The sequence below is a fragment of the Methylocystis sp. sgz306128 genome (assembly GCF_056032725.1).
The window spans coordinates 104,064-118,893 of record NZ_JBVYWO010000005.1; the positions used below are offsets into that span (position 1 = coordinate 104,064).

Here is a 14,830-nt window from a genome sequence, read left to right on the forward strand (position 1 = left end):
TTATTTGTCTGCGAGGCGCGATTCAAGCTCGGCAAGACGGGCGCTGAGGCGCTCATTTTCATCGCGCGCCCTGGCCGCCATTTCGCGCACGGCCTCAAATTCCTCGCGCGTCACAACGTCCATGGTTGAGAGCAGCCGCTCGGCCTGAGTCCGGAACAGGGTCTCGGCTTCGCGCTTGACACCTTCGGCCATGCCGGCCGCATCGGTGGCAAGGCGGGCCAGGTCGTCAAAAATACGTCCGCGGGTCTCGTTCATGCTTTTCTTCCTTTATCTTTCCTGTTCTCTATCATACCAGTGATTTGCTTCAATGGGAGATGCGGGCAAAAGTCGCAAGAATCCGCCTGCGTCATCGGTCGGTGGCGCAAACGGCTGCATCCGGCTTCGCTAATGGGGAAAAAATGCTGCAGGCGCTGATTTCATATCCCGCAATCAACCCGGTTTTCTTTTCCATTCCCTTTCCCGTCATCGGCCCTCTGCCGATCCGCTGGTATGCTTTGGCCTATATCGGCGGGCTGGTCTGCGGCTGGCTCTATGCGCGCTGGCTGGTGGTGCGCCCGCAATTCTGGGGCGATATCCGCCACCCCGACCTGACAAGCCTCGACGACCTGCTGTTTTACGCGGCGCTCGGGGTGATTCTGGGCGGGCGAATAGGCAATGTCCTGTTTTATTCGCCGGGCTATTATTTTTCCCATCCGCTGGAAATCTTCAAATTGTGGGAAGGCGGCATGGCCTTTCACGGCGGTCTCATCGGCGTCATCATCGGCGTGGTGCTGTTCGCGCGGCGCGAGAAGCTTTCGCCGCTGACCATGATGGATCTTTGCGCGGTGGTTGTGCCGATCGGCCTGTTTTTCGGACGTATCGCCAATTTCATCAAGCCGGAGCTCTGGGGCCGGCCGACAGACGTGCCCTGGGCCATGGTCTTTCCCGGTGTCGACGGGCAGCCGCGCCATCCCAGCCAGCTTTATGAAGCCGGGTTGGAAGGTATTTTAATCCTGTTCATTCTCTATGTCATGGTGCGCAGGGGCGGGTTCCAGCGTCCCGGCCTGCTGATGGGCTCATTCGGCATTCTATACGGGCTGGCGCGCATCATTTCGGAATTTTTCCGCGAGCCGGACCCGCAGCTCGAAGCGCTGGCTCATGGCCTCACTATGGGCATGGTTCTGTCTTTTCCGCTGATTGTGATCGGCGGGGCTTTTGTGTTACGGGCAATCAAGAGGGCGGGGGCGCGCATTTGACAGCTTTGGAACAGGAACTCATCCGCATCATCGGGCAGGAAGGGCCGATATCGCTGGAGCGATATATGGGGCTTGCGCTCGGTCATCCCGCATATGGCTATTACATGACGCGCGATCCGTTCGGACAGCGCGGAGATTTCATCACTGCGCCCGAGGTCAGCCAGATGTTTGGCGAGCTTCTGGGGCTTTGGTCGGCAGAATTATGGGCCCGGATGGGCTGTCCGTCGCGGGTTCTGCTGATCGAACTGGGGCCGGGGCGCGGCACGCTGATGGCCGATGCCCTTCGCGCGCTTCGTGCCGTGCCGGATTTTCTGCGCAGCGTCGAAGTGCATATGGTGGATACGAGCCCGGTGCTCAGGGAGCGTCAGAAAAAGACGCTGGAGCGCGCGGCCGTGCCCGTAACCTGGCATGAACGGCTCGATGATGTGCCGGAGGGGCCGTGCATCATCCTCGCCAATGAATTTTTCGACGCTTTGCCGGTCCGGCATTACGTACAGACGCAGCGCGGCTGGTGCGAGAGGCAGGTGGGGCTGGATGCGCAGGGGCGTCTGGCCTTTGGTGTTGCCGCCGATCCGGAGCCGACTTTGCAGATGGCCGCGCCCATCGGCGAAATTCTTGAAATCACGGCACAGAGCCAGTTTGTCATGCGTGAAATCGGCCAGCGGCTGAACCGGCAGGGCGGTGCGGCGCTGGTGATTGACTACGGCCACCTTGAGACGGGTTTCGGCGAGACGTTTCAAGCTCTTAAAGGGCATGAATATGTGCACCCGCTGGCCTATCCCGGCGAGGCGGATCTGACGGCCCATGTCGATTTTGCAGCTCTTGCGCGGGCCGCGCGCTCAGTTGGCGCTCAAGTTTTCGGGCCGGTGCAGCAGGGAGATTTTCTGATGGCGCTTGGCTTGGCCCAGCGTGCCGAGGCGCTGAAGCGGCGCGCCACCGAAGCGCAGGCGGCGGAGATCGATGCTGCACTGGAGCGTCTGAGCGGCAGCGCCCCGCAGAATATGGGGGTTTTGTTCAAGGTGATGGCTGTGGCCTCGCCGGGCCTCGCCGGCCTGCCCGGCTTCCCCGAGGACGAGCCATGATCGCGCTGCGCTCCGGCCTGCTTGCCGGCGAAGGACTCGTACACGGCTTCTTTACCCGTCAGGGCGGTGTCTCCGAGGGCATTTACGGCTCGCTCAACGGCGGTGTCGGCTCGCAGGATGCGCCCGCACATGTGCAGGAAAACCGCCGTCGCATGGCCGCTCATCTGGGTGTGCAGGCGCAGCATCTGCTTGTGCCTTATCAGGTGCATTCGGTGGACGTGATAGCGGTGGATGCGCCCTTTGCTGAGCGGCCGCGTGCCGATGGGCTTGTCACCCGCACGCGGGGGCTTGCGCTGGGCGCGACGGGGGCCGATTGCGGCATGATTCTGTTTGCCGATGCCGATGCCGGCGTGATTGGCGCGGCGCATTCGGGCTGGAAGGGCGCGCTTGACGACATTGTCGGGCAGGTTGTTGCCGCCATGGAAAATCTGGGGGCCAGACGCGCCCGCATCAGCGCAGCGCTGGGCCCCTGTATCCAGCAGGCGTCCTATGAGGTCGGCCCCGAGTTTCACGCGCGCTTTGTGAACCGCGACAGCAGCTTTGCCGGCTTTTTCCGGCCGTCGGAACGCGCCGGACATCATTATTTCGATCTGCCGGGCCTGATCGCGCTGCGGGCGGGGCAGGCCGGCATCGGCCGGTTTGAAAGCCTCGGCCTCGACACCTATTCCGAACCGGAACGGTTTTTCTCCTATCGCCGCAGCACACATAAAAACGAGCCGGATTATGGCCGGCTCGTCTCCGCGATTGCATTGGCCTAAACCGGCTTCAGGCGCTGGCGTCCTGCTTCGCGCTGGCCATCATGGCCACGAAGCGCTTGAACAGATAGTGGCTGTCCTGCGGGCCGGGCGAGGCTTCCGGATGGTGCTGCACCGAGAAGGCCGGGCGGTCGGTGAGCGATATGCCGCAATTGCTCCCGTCGAACAGCGAGCGGTGCGTTTCCTTCGCATTGGCGGGCAATGATGCCGGATCAACGGCAAAGCCATGGTTCATCGAGACGATTTCCACCTTGTTGGTGGTGAAATCCATCACCGGATGATTGGCGCCGTGATGCCCCTGATGCATTTTCACGGTCTTTCCGCCGACGGCCAGCGCCAGCATCTGGTGGCCGAGGCAGATGCCGAAGGTGGGGATGCGCTTGTCCAGCAGCGCGCGGATGGTGGGCACCGCATATCTGCCGGTCTCGGCCGGGTCTCCCGGGCCATTGGAGAGAAATACGCCATCGGGCTTGAGGGCGAGAATATCCGCGGCGCTTGTGGTGCTGGGCACCACGGTCACGCGGCACCCCTCATCGGCAAGAAGCCGCAGAATATTGCGCTTTGCGCCGAAATCGACCGCGACAACATGATATTTGCCGTCTTTGGCGTGGCCATAGCCCTTGTCGAGCGACCATGTGGTTTCATCCCAGGCGAGCTGGGTGCGGCTGGTGACGTCCGGCACAAGATCCATGCCCTCAAGGCCCGGCCATCCTGCAGCTTCGGCCTTCAGCCGCGGAATGTCGAATTTGCCGTCGGGATGATGGGCGATGACGGCGTTCGGCATGCCTTTCTCGCGGATCAGGGCGGTGAGCGCGCGCGTGTCGATGCCGGAGAGGCCGATGATGCCGCGTGCCTTCAGCCAGTCGTCGAGATGTCTGGCCGCGCGGTAATTCGACGGATTGGTCACGCCGGCATGAACGATGAGTCCGCGCGCGCCGGCGGCGGTTTTCATATCGATGGTCTCGATATCCTCGTCATTGGTGCCGACATTGCCGATATGCGGAAATGTGAAGGTGACGATCTGACCGGCATAGGAAGGGTCGGTCAGAATTTCCTCATAGCCGCTGATGGCGGTGTTGAAGCAGATTTCGCCGACAGCCTCGCCGGTGGCGCCGAAACCGAAGCCTTCGATCACGGTTCCGTCGTTCAGAACGATGCAGGCGGTGGGCACGCGCGGCGTCCACGGCGCAGGGCTGGCGGCAGCGGCCGCGGCACTTTGTGTGACTTTGTCTTGAACAGAGGTCATGGTCGTCCTAGAGATGTGCAGATTTGCCCCATGCTTTGAAGCAGCAACGGGCCCACGTCAAGTAAAAGAGGAAAAAGCCATGCGTGACAAATTGATGGAAAATCTGAAAGCGGCCATGAAAGCCGGCGACAAGGCGCGTATTTCCGCTGTGCGCATGATCCAGTCGGCGCTCAAGGATAAGGATATCGAGGCGCGGGGCCTCGGCAAGACCGTCACGCAGGACGATATCCTCGCCCTGTTGCAGAAGATGGTGAAAAGCCGGCAGGAATCTCTCGCCATATATGAAAAGGCCGGACGCGAGGATCTTGCCGCCGTCGAGCGTGGCGAAATCGCCGTCATCAGCGAGTTTCTTCCCCGCCAGATGTCTGAAGAAGAAGCGATTGCCGCCATCCGGGCCGAGATCGAGGCGCTTGGCGCGAGCGGCATGAAGGATATGGGCAAGGTCATCGCCGCGCTGAAGGGCAAATATGCCGGGAGCATGGATTTCGGCAAGGCCAGCGCGATCGTCAAGGCGCAACTGAGCTGAGCCTTGCCGCTGGGTGCCTGATTCGGGCAAGGCGGGGGCGGCGTGCGGCAGGCATTCGGGTGCCCGTGTCCGCATCCTGCCGGCGCCGGGCACGAAAAAAATTCCGGCAGCATGAGGAATAATGCGCCCCTGTCTGGACAATCGCTGAGAAGGGTGCGAAATAACGGGAAAATTTTGGCTGGATGATAGGCGCGAAATGGCGGCGGCGATGGGTCGCATTGTGCCCTTGTGTTTGCGCGTATTATAGCCAGAGTGGTTATCAGTGTGGAAATGACCACGCGGATTTTGGTCATGTATATTAGGGGGTTTTATTGGCTACCTCGACATCGGCAAATGTGGCGCATCAGCCAGCGGGGGGAGAGCCCTCGCGCAGAGATTTCCTTTATATTGCAACAGGCGCAGTCGGCGCAGTCGGTCTGGGATCGGTGGTCTGGCCGCTGATCAGCCAGATGAACCCGGATGCCTCGACGCTGGCGCTGGCGTCCTCGGAAGTGGACATTTCCGGCATAGCCGAAGGCCAGATCGTCACCATCAAGTGGCGCGGCAAGCCGGTTTTCATCCGTCACCGCACGCCGAAGGAAATTGAAGAAGCCCGCAACGTGGATATCAACACGCTGCCTGATCCGCAGTCGGACGAGTCTCGCGTCCAGAAGCCGGAATGGCTGATCCTGATCGGCGTCTGTACGCATCTTGGCTGCGTACCGCTCGGACATCAGGGTGAATATGAGGGTTGGTTCTGCCCTTGCCACGGCTCCGTCTATGATACTTCAGGCCGCATCCGCAAAGGACCTGCGCCGAAGAATCTGGAAGTGCCGGAATACACTTTCCTCACGCCGACAAAAGTTAAAATTGGTTAAGTGCCCCTGGCCCTACCTGAATTGCGAGACTTAACATGAGTGGACATTCGACCTACGTGCCCTCAACCGGCCTGACCCGCTGGCTTGACGCACGCTTGCCAATTATCCGCCTGCTGCATGATGCCGGTGTCAGTTACCCTGTGCCGCGCAATCTCAATTATTTCTGGACGTTCGGCGGCATTCTCACCTTCATGCTGGTGGCGCAGATCATTACCGGCGTCGTTCTGGTGATGCATTATACGCCTGAAGCCAGCGTGGCCTTCGGTTCTGTCGAGCATATCATGCGCGACGTGAACTACGGCTGGCTCCTGCGCTACCTGCACGCCAACGGCGCGTCCATGTTCTTTCTTGCCGTCTATATCCACATGTTCCGCGGTCTTTACTACGGATCATACAAGGCGCCGCGTGAAGTCCTCTGGATTCTCGGTGTCATCATCTTCCTGATGATGATGGCGACCGGTTTTATGGGCTATGTGCTGCCGTGGGGTCAGATGAGCTTCTGGGGTGCCACCGTCATCACCAATCTCTTCTCGGCCATTCCGTTGGTCGGAAGCAGCATCACAACCTGGCTGTGGGGCGGTTATTCGGTGGATAATCCGACGCTCAACCGGTTTTTCTCGCTGCATTATCTGCTGCCCTTCATGATTGCCGGTGTCGTTATCCTGCACATCTGGGCGCTGCATCATGTCGGCCAGAACAATCCTTCGGGCGTTGAGGTCAAGGATTACAAGAAGGACACGATCCCCTTCACGCCTTATGCCACGGTGAAGGACGGCTTCGCCATCGTCTGCTTCATGTTGTTCTATGCCTGGTTTGTCTTCTATGTGCCGAATTTCCTTGGCCATGCCGACAATTATATTCTGGCAAATCCGCTGCAGACCCCTGCGCATATCGTGCCGGAATGGTATTTCCTGCCGTTCTACGCCATCCTGCGCGCCATTCCCTCGAAGCTGGGCGGCGTCATCGCCATGTTCTCGGCCATTGCCGTGCTGGCCTTCCTGCCCTGGCTGGATACGTCCAAGGTCAAATCGGCAACCTTCCGCCCGGTTTACCGCGCCTTCTTCTGGATCTTCGTGATCGTGGGGCTGGGCCTTGGCTATCTGGGTTCGCAGCCGCCGTCGGACGGAACCGTGCTGGTCGCCCGTATCTTCACCACCTATTACTTCCTGCATTTCCTCGTGATTCTGCCGCTGCTGGGCCTGTTCGAAACGCCGCTGCCGCTGCCGGTCTCGATTGCGGATTCGGTTTTGGGTAAAAACGCCAACGCGCCGGCAAAAGCGTGAGGGGGCTTGAGGAAATGAAATCCATGTTGAAGTTGAAAACAACGTTCCTCGGACTGGCCTTCGGCCTTGCTGTGGCTGCTGCGCCTGCTCTGGCGCAGGAGCATCATTCCGTGGCGCCGGAGCGCCAGAGCTGGTCCTTCGCCGGCCCTTTCGGCACCTATGATCAGGCGCAGCTGCAGCGCGGCTATCAGGTCTACCGCGAAGTGTGCTCGAACTGCCATTCGATGAAATATGTCGCGTTCCGCAATCTTGCCGATCCGGGCGGGCCGGGCTTCACCGAGGCGCAGGTCAAGGCGCTGGCTGCAACCTTCAAGATCAAGGACGGCCCGAACGATTCGGGCGACATGTTCGAGCGTGAAGGACGCCCCTCGGATTATTTCCCGCCGGCTTTCCCGAACGAGCAGGCCGCCGCTGCCGCAAACAACGGCAAAGTGCCGCCGGATATGTCGGTTCTGGCCAAGGCCCGCACCTTCAAGCGCTATGATTATTTCCCGATGGACGTGCTTGCCGCCCTCTGGGACGTTGTCACGCAATATCAGGAACAGGGCCCTGACTATATCGTCGGTATCCTGAACGGCTATGAGGATGCTCCGAAGGGCTTCGCCCTGAATGGCGCCAATTACAACACGATCATGCCGGGACACCTGATCGCCATGCCCAAGCCGCTCAGCGACGGGCAGGTTGAATATACCGATGGCTCGCCCAAGACCGTCAAGCAATATTCGCTGGACGTCGCTGCGTTCCTGATGTGGGCGGCAGAGCCCAAGCTGGAGGAGCGCAAGCGCGACGGCTTCCGCACCATGGCGTTTCTGCTGGTCTTCGCCGGTCTGCTGTATTTCACCAAGAAGCGGATCTGGGCGGATGTCGCGCATTAAGGCTTGATACAGACATGAAATTGGCCTCACTCTTACCGGGTGGGGCCTTTTTTTTGGAGGGTGCATGACGAAGGCAAAGGTCGGGATCATCGGCGGTTCGGGTCTTTACGATTTTCCCGGTCTTGAGGATGCGCGCGAGGAGACGGTCCGCACACCTTGGGGAGAGCCATCCGACGTGCTCAAAACCGGACGTGTGGGCGCGGTTGAGGCCGTGTTTCTGCCCCGTCATGGCCGGGGCCACCGCTTCACGCCGTCGACGATCAACTATCGCGCCAATATTGCCGCCATGAAACAACTTGGCGTGACGGACATCATCTCCTTCTCCGCCTGCGGATCATTCCGAGAGGATTTGCCGCCGGGTCATTTTGTACTGGTCGATCAGTTCGTCGACCGCACGTTCCGGCGCGAGAGCAGCTTTTTTGGCGATGGCTGCGTGGCGCATGTGTCCATGGCAGAGCCGGTTGCGCCCCTGCTGCGCGAGCGCCTGTACCGGGCCGCGAATGCGGCTGGTGTGCCAGCGCATCCGGGCGGAACCTATCTGTGCATGGAAGGCCCGCAATTTTCGTCACGGGCGGAGTCGCTGCAATACCGGGCTTCTGGCATGGATGTCATCGGCATGACGACAGCCACCGAGGCCAAACTGGCGCGGGAGGCGGAGATTTCCTATGCCTGTGCCGCCATGGTGACCGATTATGATTGCTGGCATGAGAGCCATGCCCATGTCGACGTTGCCTCGGTCGTCGCCGTCATGAAGCGCAACAGCGGTGCGGCGCAGGCCATGCTGGACGCATTTCTGCGCGCCTTCCCAACCGAGCACGAGCCATGTCCCATCGGCTCCGATCGTGCACTCGATCACGCCATCATGACGGCGCCGTCGCACCGCTCACCCGTATTGCTGGAAAAATTGCGCGTCATAGCCGGACGCGTTCTCAACCCGTGAGGAACATTATGGATCTGAAGGACGCTATCCGCTCCATTCCCGATTATCCCAAGCCGGGCATCGTCTTTCGCGATATCACGACTTTGCTGGGAGATGCGCGTGCCTTCCGGCAGGCGATTGATGCGCTCGTGCAGCCATGGGCCGGCACAAAGATCGACAAAGTGGCGGGCATGGAAGCGCGGGGCTTCATTCTGGGCGGCGCGGTGGCGCATCAATTGTCGGCAGGCTTTGTGCCCATCCGCAAGAAAGGCAAGCTGCCGCATGCCACCGTGCGCATCGCCTATAGTCTCGAATATGGCCTCGATGAAATGGAAATGCATATGGATGCCGTGCGCCCTGGCGAGCGGGTTATTCTTGTCGACGACCTTATCGCAACGGGCGGCACGGCGGAGGGCGCCTGCAAGCTGCTCAAGCAGATCGGCGCCGATGTGGTTGCCGCCTGTTTCGTGATCGACCTGCCCGATCTGGGCGGCGCCGATAAGATCCGCAAGATGGGCGTACCGGTGCGCAGCCTGATCGAATTTTCCGGACATTGATCGCTACAGAGTGACAAACACCCGCGAGCGGAAGCGGAACACTTCCGCTCCGTCAGTATTGAATGCTTGATTCTGGCTTGTCACCAACCCCCAGCCGGGGCGCGATACCGCCCGCTTTTCCAGCACTGTGCTGGTGTAGCGCAGGGTTGTACCGGGCAGCAGGTTTGCGCGCCAGCGCATGGCCTCAAATCCGGGGGAGGGGCCGAATTGCGACGGCGGGAGCCGCTCCGGGTCGGTCAGTGCGGCGCTGCGCGCGCGGTGCCCGAGCATGGCGCGCATCCAGCCGCCAGCCATCAGCCAGGGGCTGATGTGTTGCGCGCCGGCTGCGTCATAGGCCTGATTGAAGGACTCCACTTCCGCTGCGCTGAAATGATGCACGCCCAGAAGGCAGGGTTCGCCCACCCGCATATGAGATAAACGCGCTGTATCGGCTTCATTGGCGGCAGGCGGCTCGGTTGCCGCATCGGGCAGAGTCAATGCCGGTGCGCCCCAATGCGAGATCTGGCTCATGATCAGCCCGTCCCCGCGCGTCGAGAGCCGGAGTTCGAGTGCAGCACGATCTTCATGTTCCATTTGCGCCGGAAGCAGATGCGCTTCTGCGAACAATTCGCGGTCCGGGCGCAGCGGGCTCAGCCAGCGCGTCTCCGGCACCTCACAGCAAACACATTCCAGTCCTCGCTGCTGCAACGCGCGGGAGACAAGTGCATGCTGCAGGGCACAGGTCTGCCAGCCGGAGGATGCAAGCCCCCTCAGCAGCGATGCCTGCGCCGCGGTTTCATCCATATGGAAGGGCTGCGGATCATAATCGCGGGCAAATCCGACAAGCGCCTCGCGTGAAAGAAACGTGCTCCCCAGCGCTAAAACTGCACCGGGCTCGCCGAACAACTGGCGCAACCGCAAGCCGGTCATATTCTGAAGGTCCAGAAGCGGTTGGCCAGAAAATTCCACATCAGGATCGTTCCCGTCGTGATGCTCTGCGCCAGAATATAGGGAATGCGCAAATAGCTCATCAGCAGCAGGCTCATCAGGAAGGTCAGGGTAAATCCCGTGCCGGCTACGGCAAAGAAGCGCCAGAACGCCTCGCTGTGACGCCGGTTGGACTGGCTGAACGTATGCCGTTTGTTGAGCAGATAGGATACGGTCATGCCGCCAAGAAAACCGATCAGCGTCGCGGGCACGGGGTTCCAGCCGAAATTTTCCCTCAGTCCGATCATCAGGCCGAAATGGACGAGCGTGGCTATGGCGCCGACCACCAGAAAGCTTGCGAATTGTTTTGAGAGCAGAATTCTGTACATGCCTATACCGGAATCCGGACGCTGACGCGCAATCCGCCGAGCGGGCTGTCGCCCAGGGTGATGTCGCCGCCATGCGCGCGGGCAATGTCGCGGGCTATGGCAAGGCCGAGGCCGGTGCCGCTCTCATCCTGATTGCGGGCCTCGTCCAGACGGAAGAAGGGCCGGAAGACAATTTCGCGTTGATCGGGCGCGATGCCGGGACCATCGTCGTCGATCATGATCGAGAGGAATCTGTCGTTACGCATGACCGAGAGGTCGATGTTCCTGCCATAGCGCTGGGCATTGCCCACGAGATTGGCAAGACAGCGCTTGAATGCGGCGGGGCGGAGCGTGACGGTCGTTTCGCCGGTTATGTTGATGCGGGTCTGGTGGCCGTTGCGTTCGGCATCTGATTTAAGTTCCTCGAGCAGGGCGCGAATATCGGTGGCTACCGGCGCTTCCCCGGTGTCGCCCTTTGCAAAGGCCAGATAGGCTTCCAGCATCATGCGCATTTCCTCGACATCGCGCTGCACGGCCTCAAGGTCTGGCGTCTGTTCCATCAGCGCCAGAGACAGCTTGAACCGCGTGAGAATGGTGCGCAGATCATGGCTGACGCCGTTGAGCATGGTGGTGCGCTGCTCGATGGCGCGGGCGATGCGGTTCTTCATCTCGATGAACGCTTTGCCTGCCTGCCGCACCTCGCGCGCGCCGCCCGGCTTGAACTCGAGATCGCGGCCCTTGCCAAAATCCTCGGCGGCATCGGCAAGGCGCAGGATCGGCCGGATCTGATTGCGCAGAAAGGCGATGGCCACGGCCAGCAGCACCAATGAGGTGCCAAGCATCCAGATGATGAAAATATGCGAATTGGAGACATAGGCGCTGTTTCGCGGCGCGATGATGCGCATCACATCCGGCCCGATCTTGATGCGTATCTCGATAAGGCGCGAGCGGCCGATCGTATCAAGCCAGAAGGGCCGCTTGATCTGCTGCGAGATTTCGCGCGAGAGCGCGTTGTCGAGCAGCGAGAAGAACGGCTTGGGCAGGGCTGGCGGCAGTTCCTCAGCGGTAAAGATCTGCACGTCCAGACCCCAGCGGTCTGCAGCCAGCTTTTGCAGCGCACGGAACTGACTGGGGCCGGGCGCCGCAACATAAAGATCGACGACAGCGCCAATATCCTGCGTCAGATTGGCCGAAAGACGCCGGGTCACCGACTGGTAGTGGCGCTCCATGAAGAAATAGGCCACCGCTGTCTGCAGCATCACCATCGGCACGATGACAATGATCAGCGAGCGGGCATAAAGCCCCTTGGGCATCATATTGCCGATGCGCCGCCAGATGCGAAACCAGTAGATACGGACGATCCGGCGAAATTCCTGAAGCGCCGGGGGCAGAGGCAGAGTGAGGTCCGGAATCCGCATTTAAGGATCGATAAGGATGCGATAGCCGACGCCCCGCACGGTTTGCAGGTAAAGCGGATTGGCCGGGTCATCCTCTATCTTCCTGCGCAGGCGGTTGATCTGCACGTCGATGCTGCGCTCGCTGCCGGATTCTCCCGGCGGGCCGAGGTCGTCGCGCGAGATCGTTTCCGATGGCTTTTCCAGCAAAGCGCCGAGAATTTCCTTCTCGCGGTCGGTGAGGTGGATAACTTCTTCGCCCCGGTGCAATTCGGCGCGGTCAAACAAAAAGGTGAACGGCCCGAAGCGCACGCTTGCGGCACTGCCCGAGACCAGCCGGGGACTGGAGCGGCGCAGCAGCGCCGCCACCCGCAGCACGAGTTCGCGCGGTTCGAACGGCTTGCCGATGTAATCGTCCGCGCCCGCCTCAAGCCCGCGCACGCGCGCCTCCGTTTCGCCGAGAGCCGAGAGCATCAGTATAGGCACGGCGGAATCGATGCGCAGGCGCGCGGCAAAGCTGAGGCCAGATTCGCCGGGCATCATCACGTCGAGAATGATCAGGTCAAAGGCGAATGTCTTGAGACAGGCCGTGGCCTCGACCACATGCTGGGCGGTGGTGACGCGATAACCCTGCTCCATGAGAAAGCGGGACAAGAGCGCGCGGATGCGGCTGTCGTCGTCCACCACGAGAATGTGGGGCGCGTCATCGGCAGGAAGCTGTGGTTTCTCTTTTGTCACGGTTCACCTGAAGCCGTCCGGCTTTCTCTCTAGATAATATTATCTTCGCGCCAAACAAGGCGCTCGGCCTTTTCTCTTTCCTCAGGATCGATCAAAGCCGTTAAGAATTTTATCGCATTGCCATGCGCTTGTGGCTCCAGCATGGCAAGCGCGCGAGAAAAGCGCTGGGTCTGCAGCCGCGCGAGGTCCATGGCGAGGCGCCGGCCCTCGGGCGTCGGATAAAGCAGGCGCTGACGCCGGTCGATTATGCCCGCCCGCACTTCGACATGTTTGGTGTCGACCAGCTCTTTCATCACCCGGTTGAGGCTCTGCTTGGTTATTTTCAAAATATCGAGCAGTTCCGCCACGGTGAGGCCCGGCTGACGCGAGACGAAATGCAGCACCCGGTGATGCGCCCGGCCAAATCTGAGGCTTTCCAGCAGGCGATCGGCATCGCCGACAAAATCCCGGTAGGCGAAGAAAAATAATTCGATCAGATCAAACATGGGCGCGGGTTCTCCCGGCGCGGATATCGCCGTCTGGATCTGTTTCGTATTATCTGAACCGGTCATGGTATTACGTCAGCACTATTGACATTGTTTGTGGCGTGATTAATCTCATATGAATACGTGTGCCTTAGGGCCGCCGTCAATCCAGAGACGCTTTTCGTTGAAAATAGCGGGGCTCGATCCGGCCAGAGGCGCATGATCGAACAGACTTTGCCCCATTGCGCGGCAGCTGTGTTTTGAGGAGTTGGATAAATGGCAGGCCTTTCTTTTGACCAACGTGACGGCTTCATCTGGATGGATGGAAAAATCGTTCCCTGGAAAGAGGCCAAGCTCCACGTATTGTCGCATGGTCTGCATTATGGATCCTGCGTGTTCGAGGGCGAGCGCGCCTATAATGGCAAGATTTTCAAATCGCGCGCGCATTCGGAGCGTTTCCGCAAATCGGCGCAGATCCTTGATTTTGAGATTCCCTATTCTGTCGAGCAGCTTGACGCAGCCAAGGCCGAAGTCGTGAAACTCAATGGTTCGCCCAATTGCTATGTGCGTCCGGTTGCCTGGCGCGGCAGCGAGATGATGGCGGTTGCGGCGCAGAATTCCACCATCCATGTGGCTATCTGCACATGGGAATGGCCGAGCATGTTCGATGTCGCCACCAAGATGAAGGGCATCCGGCTCGACATCGCCGATTATCGCCGTCCGGACCCGCAGACCGCCCCCTGCGACTCGAAAGCCGCCGGTCTTTACATGATCTGCACCATCTCCAAGCACCGGGCCGAGCGCAAGGGCTATGCCGATGCCATGATGCTGGACTGGCAGGGCCGCGTGGCTGAATGCACGGGCGCCAATATCCTGTTCACGCAGGGCGGCAAGGTGATCACGCCTATTGCCGATTGCTTCCTGAACGGCATCACCCGCCAGACCGTGATCGCGCTGGCGCGGGAAAACGGTATCGAGGTTGAAGAGCGCCGCATCATGCCGGAAGAACTGGCCGGCTTCGACGAATGCTTCATCTGCGGTACGGGCGCCGAAGTGACGCCGGTTTCCGAAATCGGTCCCTACAAGTTCACGCCCGGCGCAATTTCCCGCAAGCTGATCGACGTTTACACGGCGGCCGTGAACGGCTGAGCCTGATTCTGTTTCCGCTCATTCCCAGCGTTTCAGGCTTTGTTCGTCTGCATCTCTGGCGTCGACCCAGTCGCCGGAGGAGCCGTCCTTGCGATGTTCCTTTTTCCAGAAGGGCGCGCGGGACTTGAGATAATCCATGAGGAAGTCGGCGGCGGCGAACGCCTCGCCGCGATGGCCTGATGCCGCGATCACCAGGACAATCTGCTCGCCGGGTTGGATTTTGCCATAACGATGGATGATGGTCAGGCCTTGCAGTTTCCAGCGCTGCTGGGCCTGCGCCGCGAGGCGGGCAAGTTCCTCCTCGGCCATTCCGGGGTAATGTTCCAGTTCGAGGGCGCTGAGTTGCCCGCCTTCATCCCTGCACAGGCCAATGAAGCTCACCAGCGCGCCGACGTCCCGGCGTCCCTCGCAAAGCGCGCGCGCTTCGGCGGCAGCGTCAAAATCCTGTTCCTGAATCAATATTCTGGCCATGACGT

The 14,830-nt window shown here is 60.4% G+C and carries 18 protein-coding genes; 10 read left to right on the top strand and 8 right to left on the bottom strand.

Annotated elements, in window-relative coordinates:
* Positions 1–255: an accessory factor UbiK family protein gene (locus AC0N03_RS10170; protein WP_474288606.1), complete on the bottom strand. Its 255-nt coding sequence runs from the start codon at positions 253–255 to the stop codon at positions 1–3.
* A 143-nt stretch (positions 256–398) separates the two neighbouring features.
* On the opposite strand from AC0N03_RS10170, the gene lgt reads away from it, so the two are divergent.
* The 3 genes from lgt to pgeF are packed head-to-tail and all read left to right on the top strand — an operon-like array spanning position 399 to position 3,075.
* Positions 399–1,235, top strand: coding sequence for a prolipoprotein diacylglyceryl transferase (gene lgt / locus AC0N03_RS10175; RefSeq protein WP_474288607.1), 837 nt, complete (start codon positions 399–401; stop codon positions 1,233–1,235).
* Positions 1,232–2,317, top strand: a complete 1,086-nt coding sequence (locus AC0N03_RS10180) for a class I SAM-dependent methyltransferase (RefSeq protein ID WP_474288609.1) — start codon at positions 1,232–1,234, stop codon at positions 2,315–2,317. The genes lgt and AC0N03_RS10180 overlap by 4 nt, the downstream gene beginning before the upstream one ends.
* Positions 2,314–3,075, top strand: a complete 762-nt coding sequence (pgeF, locus tag AC0N03_RS10185; RefSeq protein WP_474288610.1) for a peptidoglycan editing factor PgeF — start codon at positions 2,314–2,316, stop codon at positions 3,073–3,075. Before AC0N03_RS10180 ends, pgeF begins: the two co-directional genes overlap by 4 nt.
* 7 nt (positions 3,076–3,082) lie before the next feature.
* Here the strand turns inward: pgeF and carA are convergent, their stop codons facing one another.
* Positions 3,083–4,318: a glutamine-hydrolyzing carbamoyl-phosphate synthase small subunit gene (gene carA / locus AC0N03_RS10190; RefSeq protein WP_474288613.1), complete on the bottom strand. Its 1,236-nt coding sequence runs from the start codon at positions 4,316–4,318 to the stop codon at positions 3,083–3,085.
* Between the two features lie 79 nt (positions 4,319–4,397).
* Here carA and AC0N03_RS10195 point away from each other — a divergent pair, with 79 nt between their 5' ends.
* The 6 genes from AC0N03_RS10195 (at position 4,398) to AC0N03_RS10220 (ending at position 9,335) form a co-directional block, all read left to right on the top strand.
* Positions 4,398–4,844, top strand: coding sequence for a GatB/YqeY domain-containing protein (locus AC0N03_RS10195; protein WP_474288614.1), 447 nt, complete (start codon positions 4,398–4,400; stop codon positions 4,842–4,844).
* 311 nt (positions 4,845–5,155) lie between these two features.
* Positions 5,156–5,701 carry a ubiquinol-cytochrome c reductase iron-sulfur subunit gene (petA, locus tag AC0N03_RS10200; protein WP_474288615.1) on the top strand — a complete coding sequence of 182 codons (546 nt, stop codon included), beginning with the start codon at positions 5,156–5,158 and terminating at the stop codon, positions 5,699–5,701.
* Positions 5,702–5,736: 35 nt separating this feature from the next.
* Complete coding sequence (locus AC0N03_RS10205; protein WP_474288617.1) at positions 5,737–6,984, top strand: cytochrome b; 1,248 nt, start codon at positions 5,737–5,739, stop codon at positions 6,982–6,984.
* Between the two features lie 14 nt (positions 6,985–6,998).
* Positions 6,999–7,859 carry a cytochrome c1 gene (locus AC0N03_RS10210; protein WP_474288618.1) on the top strand — a complete coding sequence of 287 codons (861 nt, stop codon included), beginning with the start codon at positions 6,999–7,001 and terminating at the stop codon, positions 7,857–7,859.
* Positions 7,860–7,923: 64 nt separating this feature from the next.
* Positions 7,924–8,799 carry an S-methyl-5'-thioadenosine phosphorylase gene (locus tag AC0N03_RS10215; RefSeq protein ID WP_474288619.1) on the top strand — a complete coding sequence of 292 codons (876 nt, stop codon included), beginning with the start codon at positions 7,924–7,926 and terminating at the stop codon, positions 8,797–8,799.
* A gap of 8 nt (positions 8,800–8,807) precedes the next feature.
* On the top strand, positions 8,808–9,335 hold the full coding sequence (locus tag AC0N03_RS10220) for an adenine phosphoribosyltransferase (protein WP_474288620.1): 528 nt from the start codon (positions 8,808–8,810) through the stop codon (positions 9,333–9,335).
* Between the two features lie 3 nt (positions 9,336–9,338).
* Here the strand turns inward: AC0N03_RS10220 and AC0N03_RS10225 are convergent, their stop codons facing one another.
* From AC0N03_RS10225 to AC0N03_RS10245, 5 genes are read right to left on the bottom strand one after another with little or no spacing between them, the layout of a single operon-like run.
* On the bottom strand, positions 9,339–10,244 hold the full coding sequence (locus tag AC0N03_RS10225; RefSeq protein ID WP_474288621.1) for a MaoC family dehydratase: 906 nt from the start codon (positions 10,242–10,244) through the stop codon (positions 9,339–9,341).
* Entirely contained in the window at positions 10,241–10,630 is a 390-nt protein-coding gene (locus AC0N03_RS10230) for a GtrA family protein (RefSeq protein ID WP_474288622.1), read from the bottom strand. The genes AC0N03_RS10225 and AC0N03_RS10230 overlap by 4 nt, the downstream gene beginning before the upstream one ends.
* Positions 10,631–10,632: 2 nt before the next feature.
* On the bottom strand, positions 10,633–12,027 hold the full coding sequence (locus AC0N03_RS10235; RefSeq protein ID WP_474288623.1) for an ATP-binding protein: 1,395 nt from the start codon (positions 12,025–12,027) through the stop codon (positions 10,633–10,635).
* The gene (locus AC0N03_RS10240) at positions 12,028–12,741 is read right to left on the bottom strand and encodes a response regulator (protein ID WP_474288624.1); all 714 of its coding nucleotides are present in this window, start codon (positions 12,739–12,741) and stop codon (positions 12,028–12,030) included.
* Positions 12,742–12,770: 29 nt separating this feature from the next.
* Positions 12,771–13,292, bottom strand: a complete 522-nt coding sequence (locus AC0N03_RS10245; RefSeq protein ID WP_474288625.1) for a MarR family winged helix-turn-helix transcriptional regulator — start codon at positions 13,290–13,292, stop codon at positions 12,771–12,773.
* A gap of 189 nt (positions 13,293–13,481) precedes the next feature.
* On the opposite strand from AC0N03_RS10245, the gene AC0N03_RS10250 reads away from it, so the two are divergent.
* Positions 13,482–14,354: a branched-chain amino acid aminotransferase gene (locus AC0N03_RS10250; protein ID WP_474288627.1), complete on the top strand. Its 873-nt coding sequence runs from the start codon at positions 13,482–13,484 to the stop codon at positions 14,352–14,354.
* A gap of 18 nt (positions 14,355–14,372) precedes the next feature.
* Here the strand turns inward: AC0N03_RS10250 and AC0N03_RS10255 are convergent, their stop codons facing one another.
* Entirely contained in the window at positions 14,373–14,825 is a 453-nt protein-coding gene (locus AC0N03_RS10255) for a molybdenum cofactor biosynthesis protein MoaE (protein ID WP_474288628.1), read from the bottom strand.
* Positions 14,826–14,830: the final 5 nt, after the last annotated feature.

Bases quoted from the DNA above. Each gene is read 5' to 3' on its own strand.
- AC0N03_RS10170 (WP_474288606.1), bottom strand. From the start codon at position 255: ATGAACGAGACCCGCGGACGTATTTTTGACGACCTGGCCCGCCTTGCC.
- lgt (WP_474288607.1), top strand. From the start codon at position 399: ATGCTGCAGGCGCTGATTTCATATCCCGCAATCAACCCGGTTTTCTTT.
- pgeF (WP_474288610.1), top strand. From the start codon at position 2,314: ATGATCGCGCTGCGCTCCGGCCTGCTTGCCGGCGAAGGACTCGTACAC.
- carA (WP_474288613.1), bottom strand. From the start codon at position 4,318: ATGACCTCTGTTCAAGACAAAGTCACACAAAGTGCCGCGGCCGCTGCC.
- AC0N03_RS10195 (WP_474288614.1), top strand. From the start codon at position 4,398: ATGCGTGACAAATTGATGGAAAATCTGAAAGCGGCCATGAAAGCCGGC.
- AC0N03_RS10205 (WP_474288617.1), top strand. From the start codon at position 5,737: ATGAGTGGACATTCGACCTACGTGCCCTCAACCGGCCTGACCCGCTGG.
- AC0N03_RS10210 (WP_474288618.1), top strand. From the start codon at position 6,999: ATGAAATCCATGTTGAAGTTGAAAACAACGTTCCTCGGACTGGCCTTC.
- AC0N03_RS10215 (WP_474288619.1), top strand. From the start codon at position 7,924: ATGACGAAGGCAAAGGTCGGGATCATCGGCGGTTCGGGTCTTTACGAT.
- AC0N03_RS10220 (WP_474288620.1), top strand. From the start codon at position 8,808: ATGGATCTGAAGGACGCTATCCGCTCCATTCCCGATTATCCCAAGCCG.
- AC0N03_RS10225 (WP_474288621.1), bottom strand. From the start codon at position 10,244: ATGACCGGCTTGCGGTTGCGCCAGTTGTTCGGCGAGCCCGGTGCAGTT.
- AC0N03_RS10230 (WP_474288622.1), bottom strand. From the start codon at position 10,630: ATGTACAGAATTCTGCTCTCAAAACAATTCGCAAGCTTTCTGGTGGTC.
- AC0N03_RS10235 (WP_474288623.1), bottom strand. From the start codon at position 12,027: ATGCGGATTCCGGACCTCACTCTGCCTCTGCCCCCGGCGCTTCAGGAA.
- AC0N03_RS10245 (WP_474288625.1), bottom strand. From the start codon at position 13,292: ATGACCGGTTCAGATAATACGAAACAGATCCAGACGGCGATATCCGCG.
- AC0N03_RS10250 (WP_474288627.1), top strand. From the start codon at position 13,482: ATGGCAGGCCTTTCTTTTGACCAACGTGACGGCTTCATCTGGATGGAT.
- AC0N03_RS10255 (WP_474288628.1), bottom strand. From the start codon at position 14,825: ATGGCCAGAATATTGATTCAGGAACAGGATTTTGACGCTGCCGCCGAA.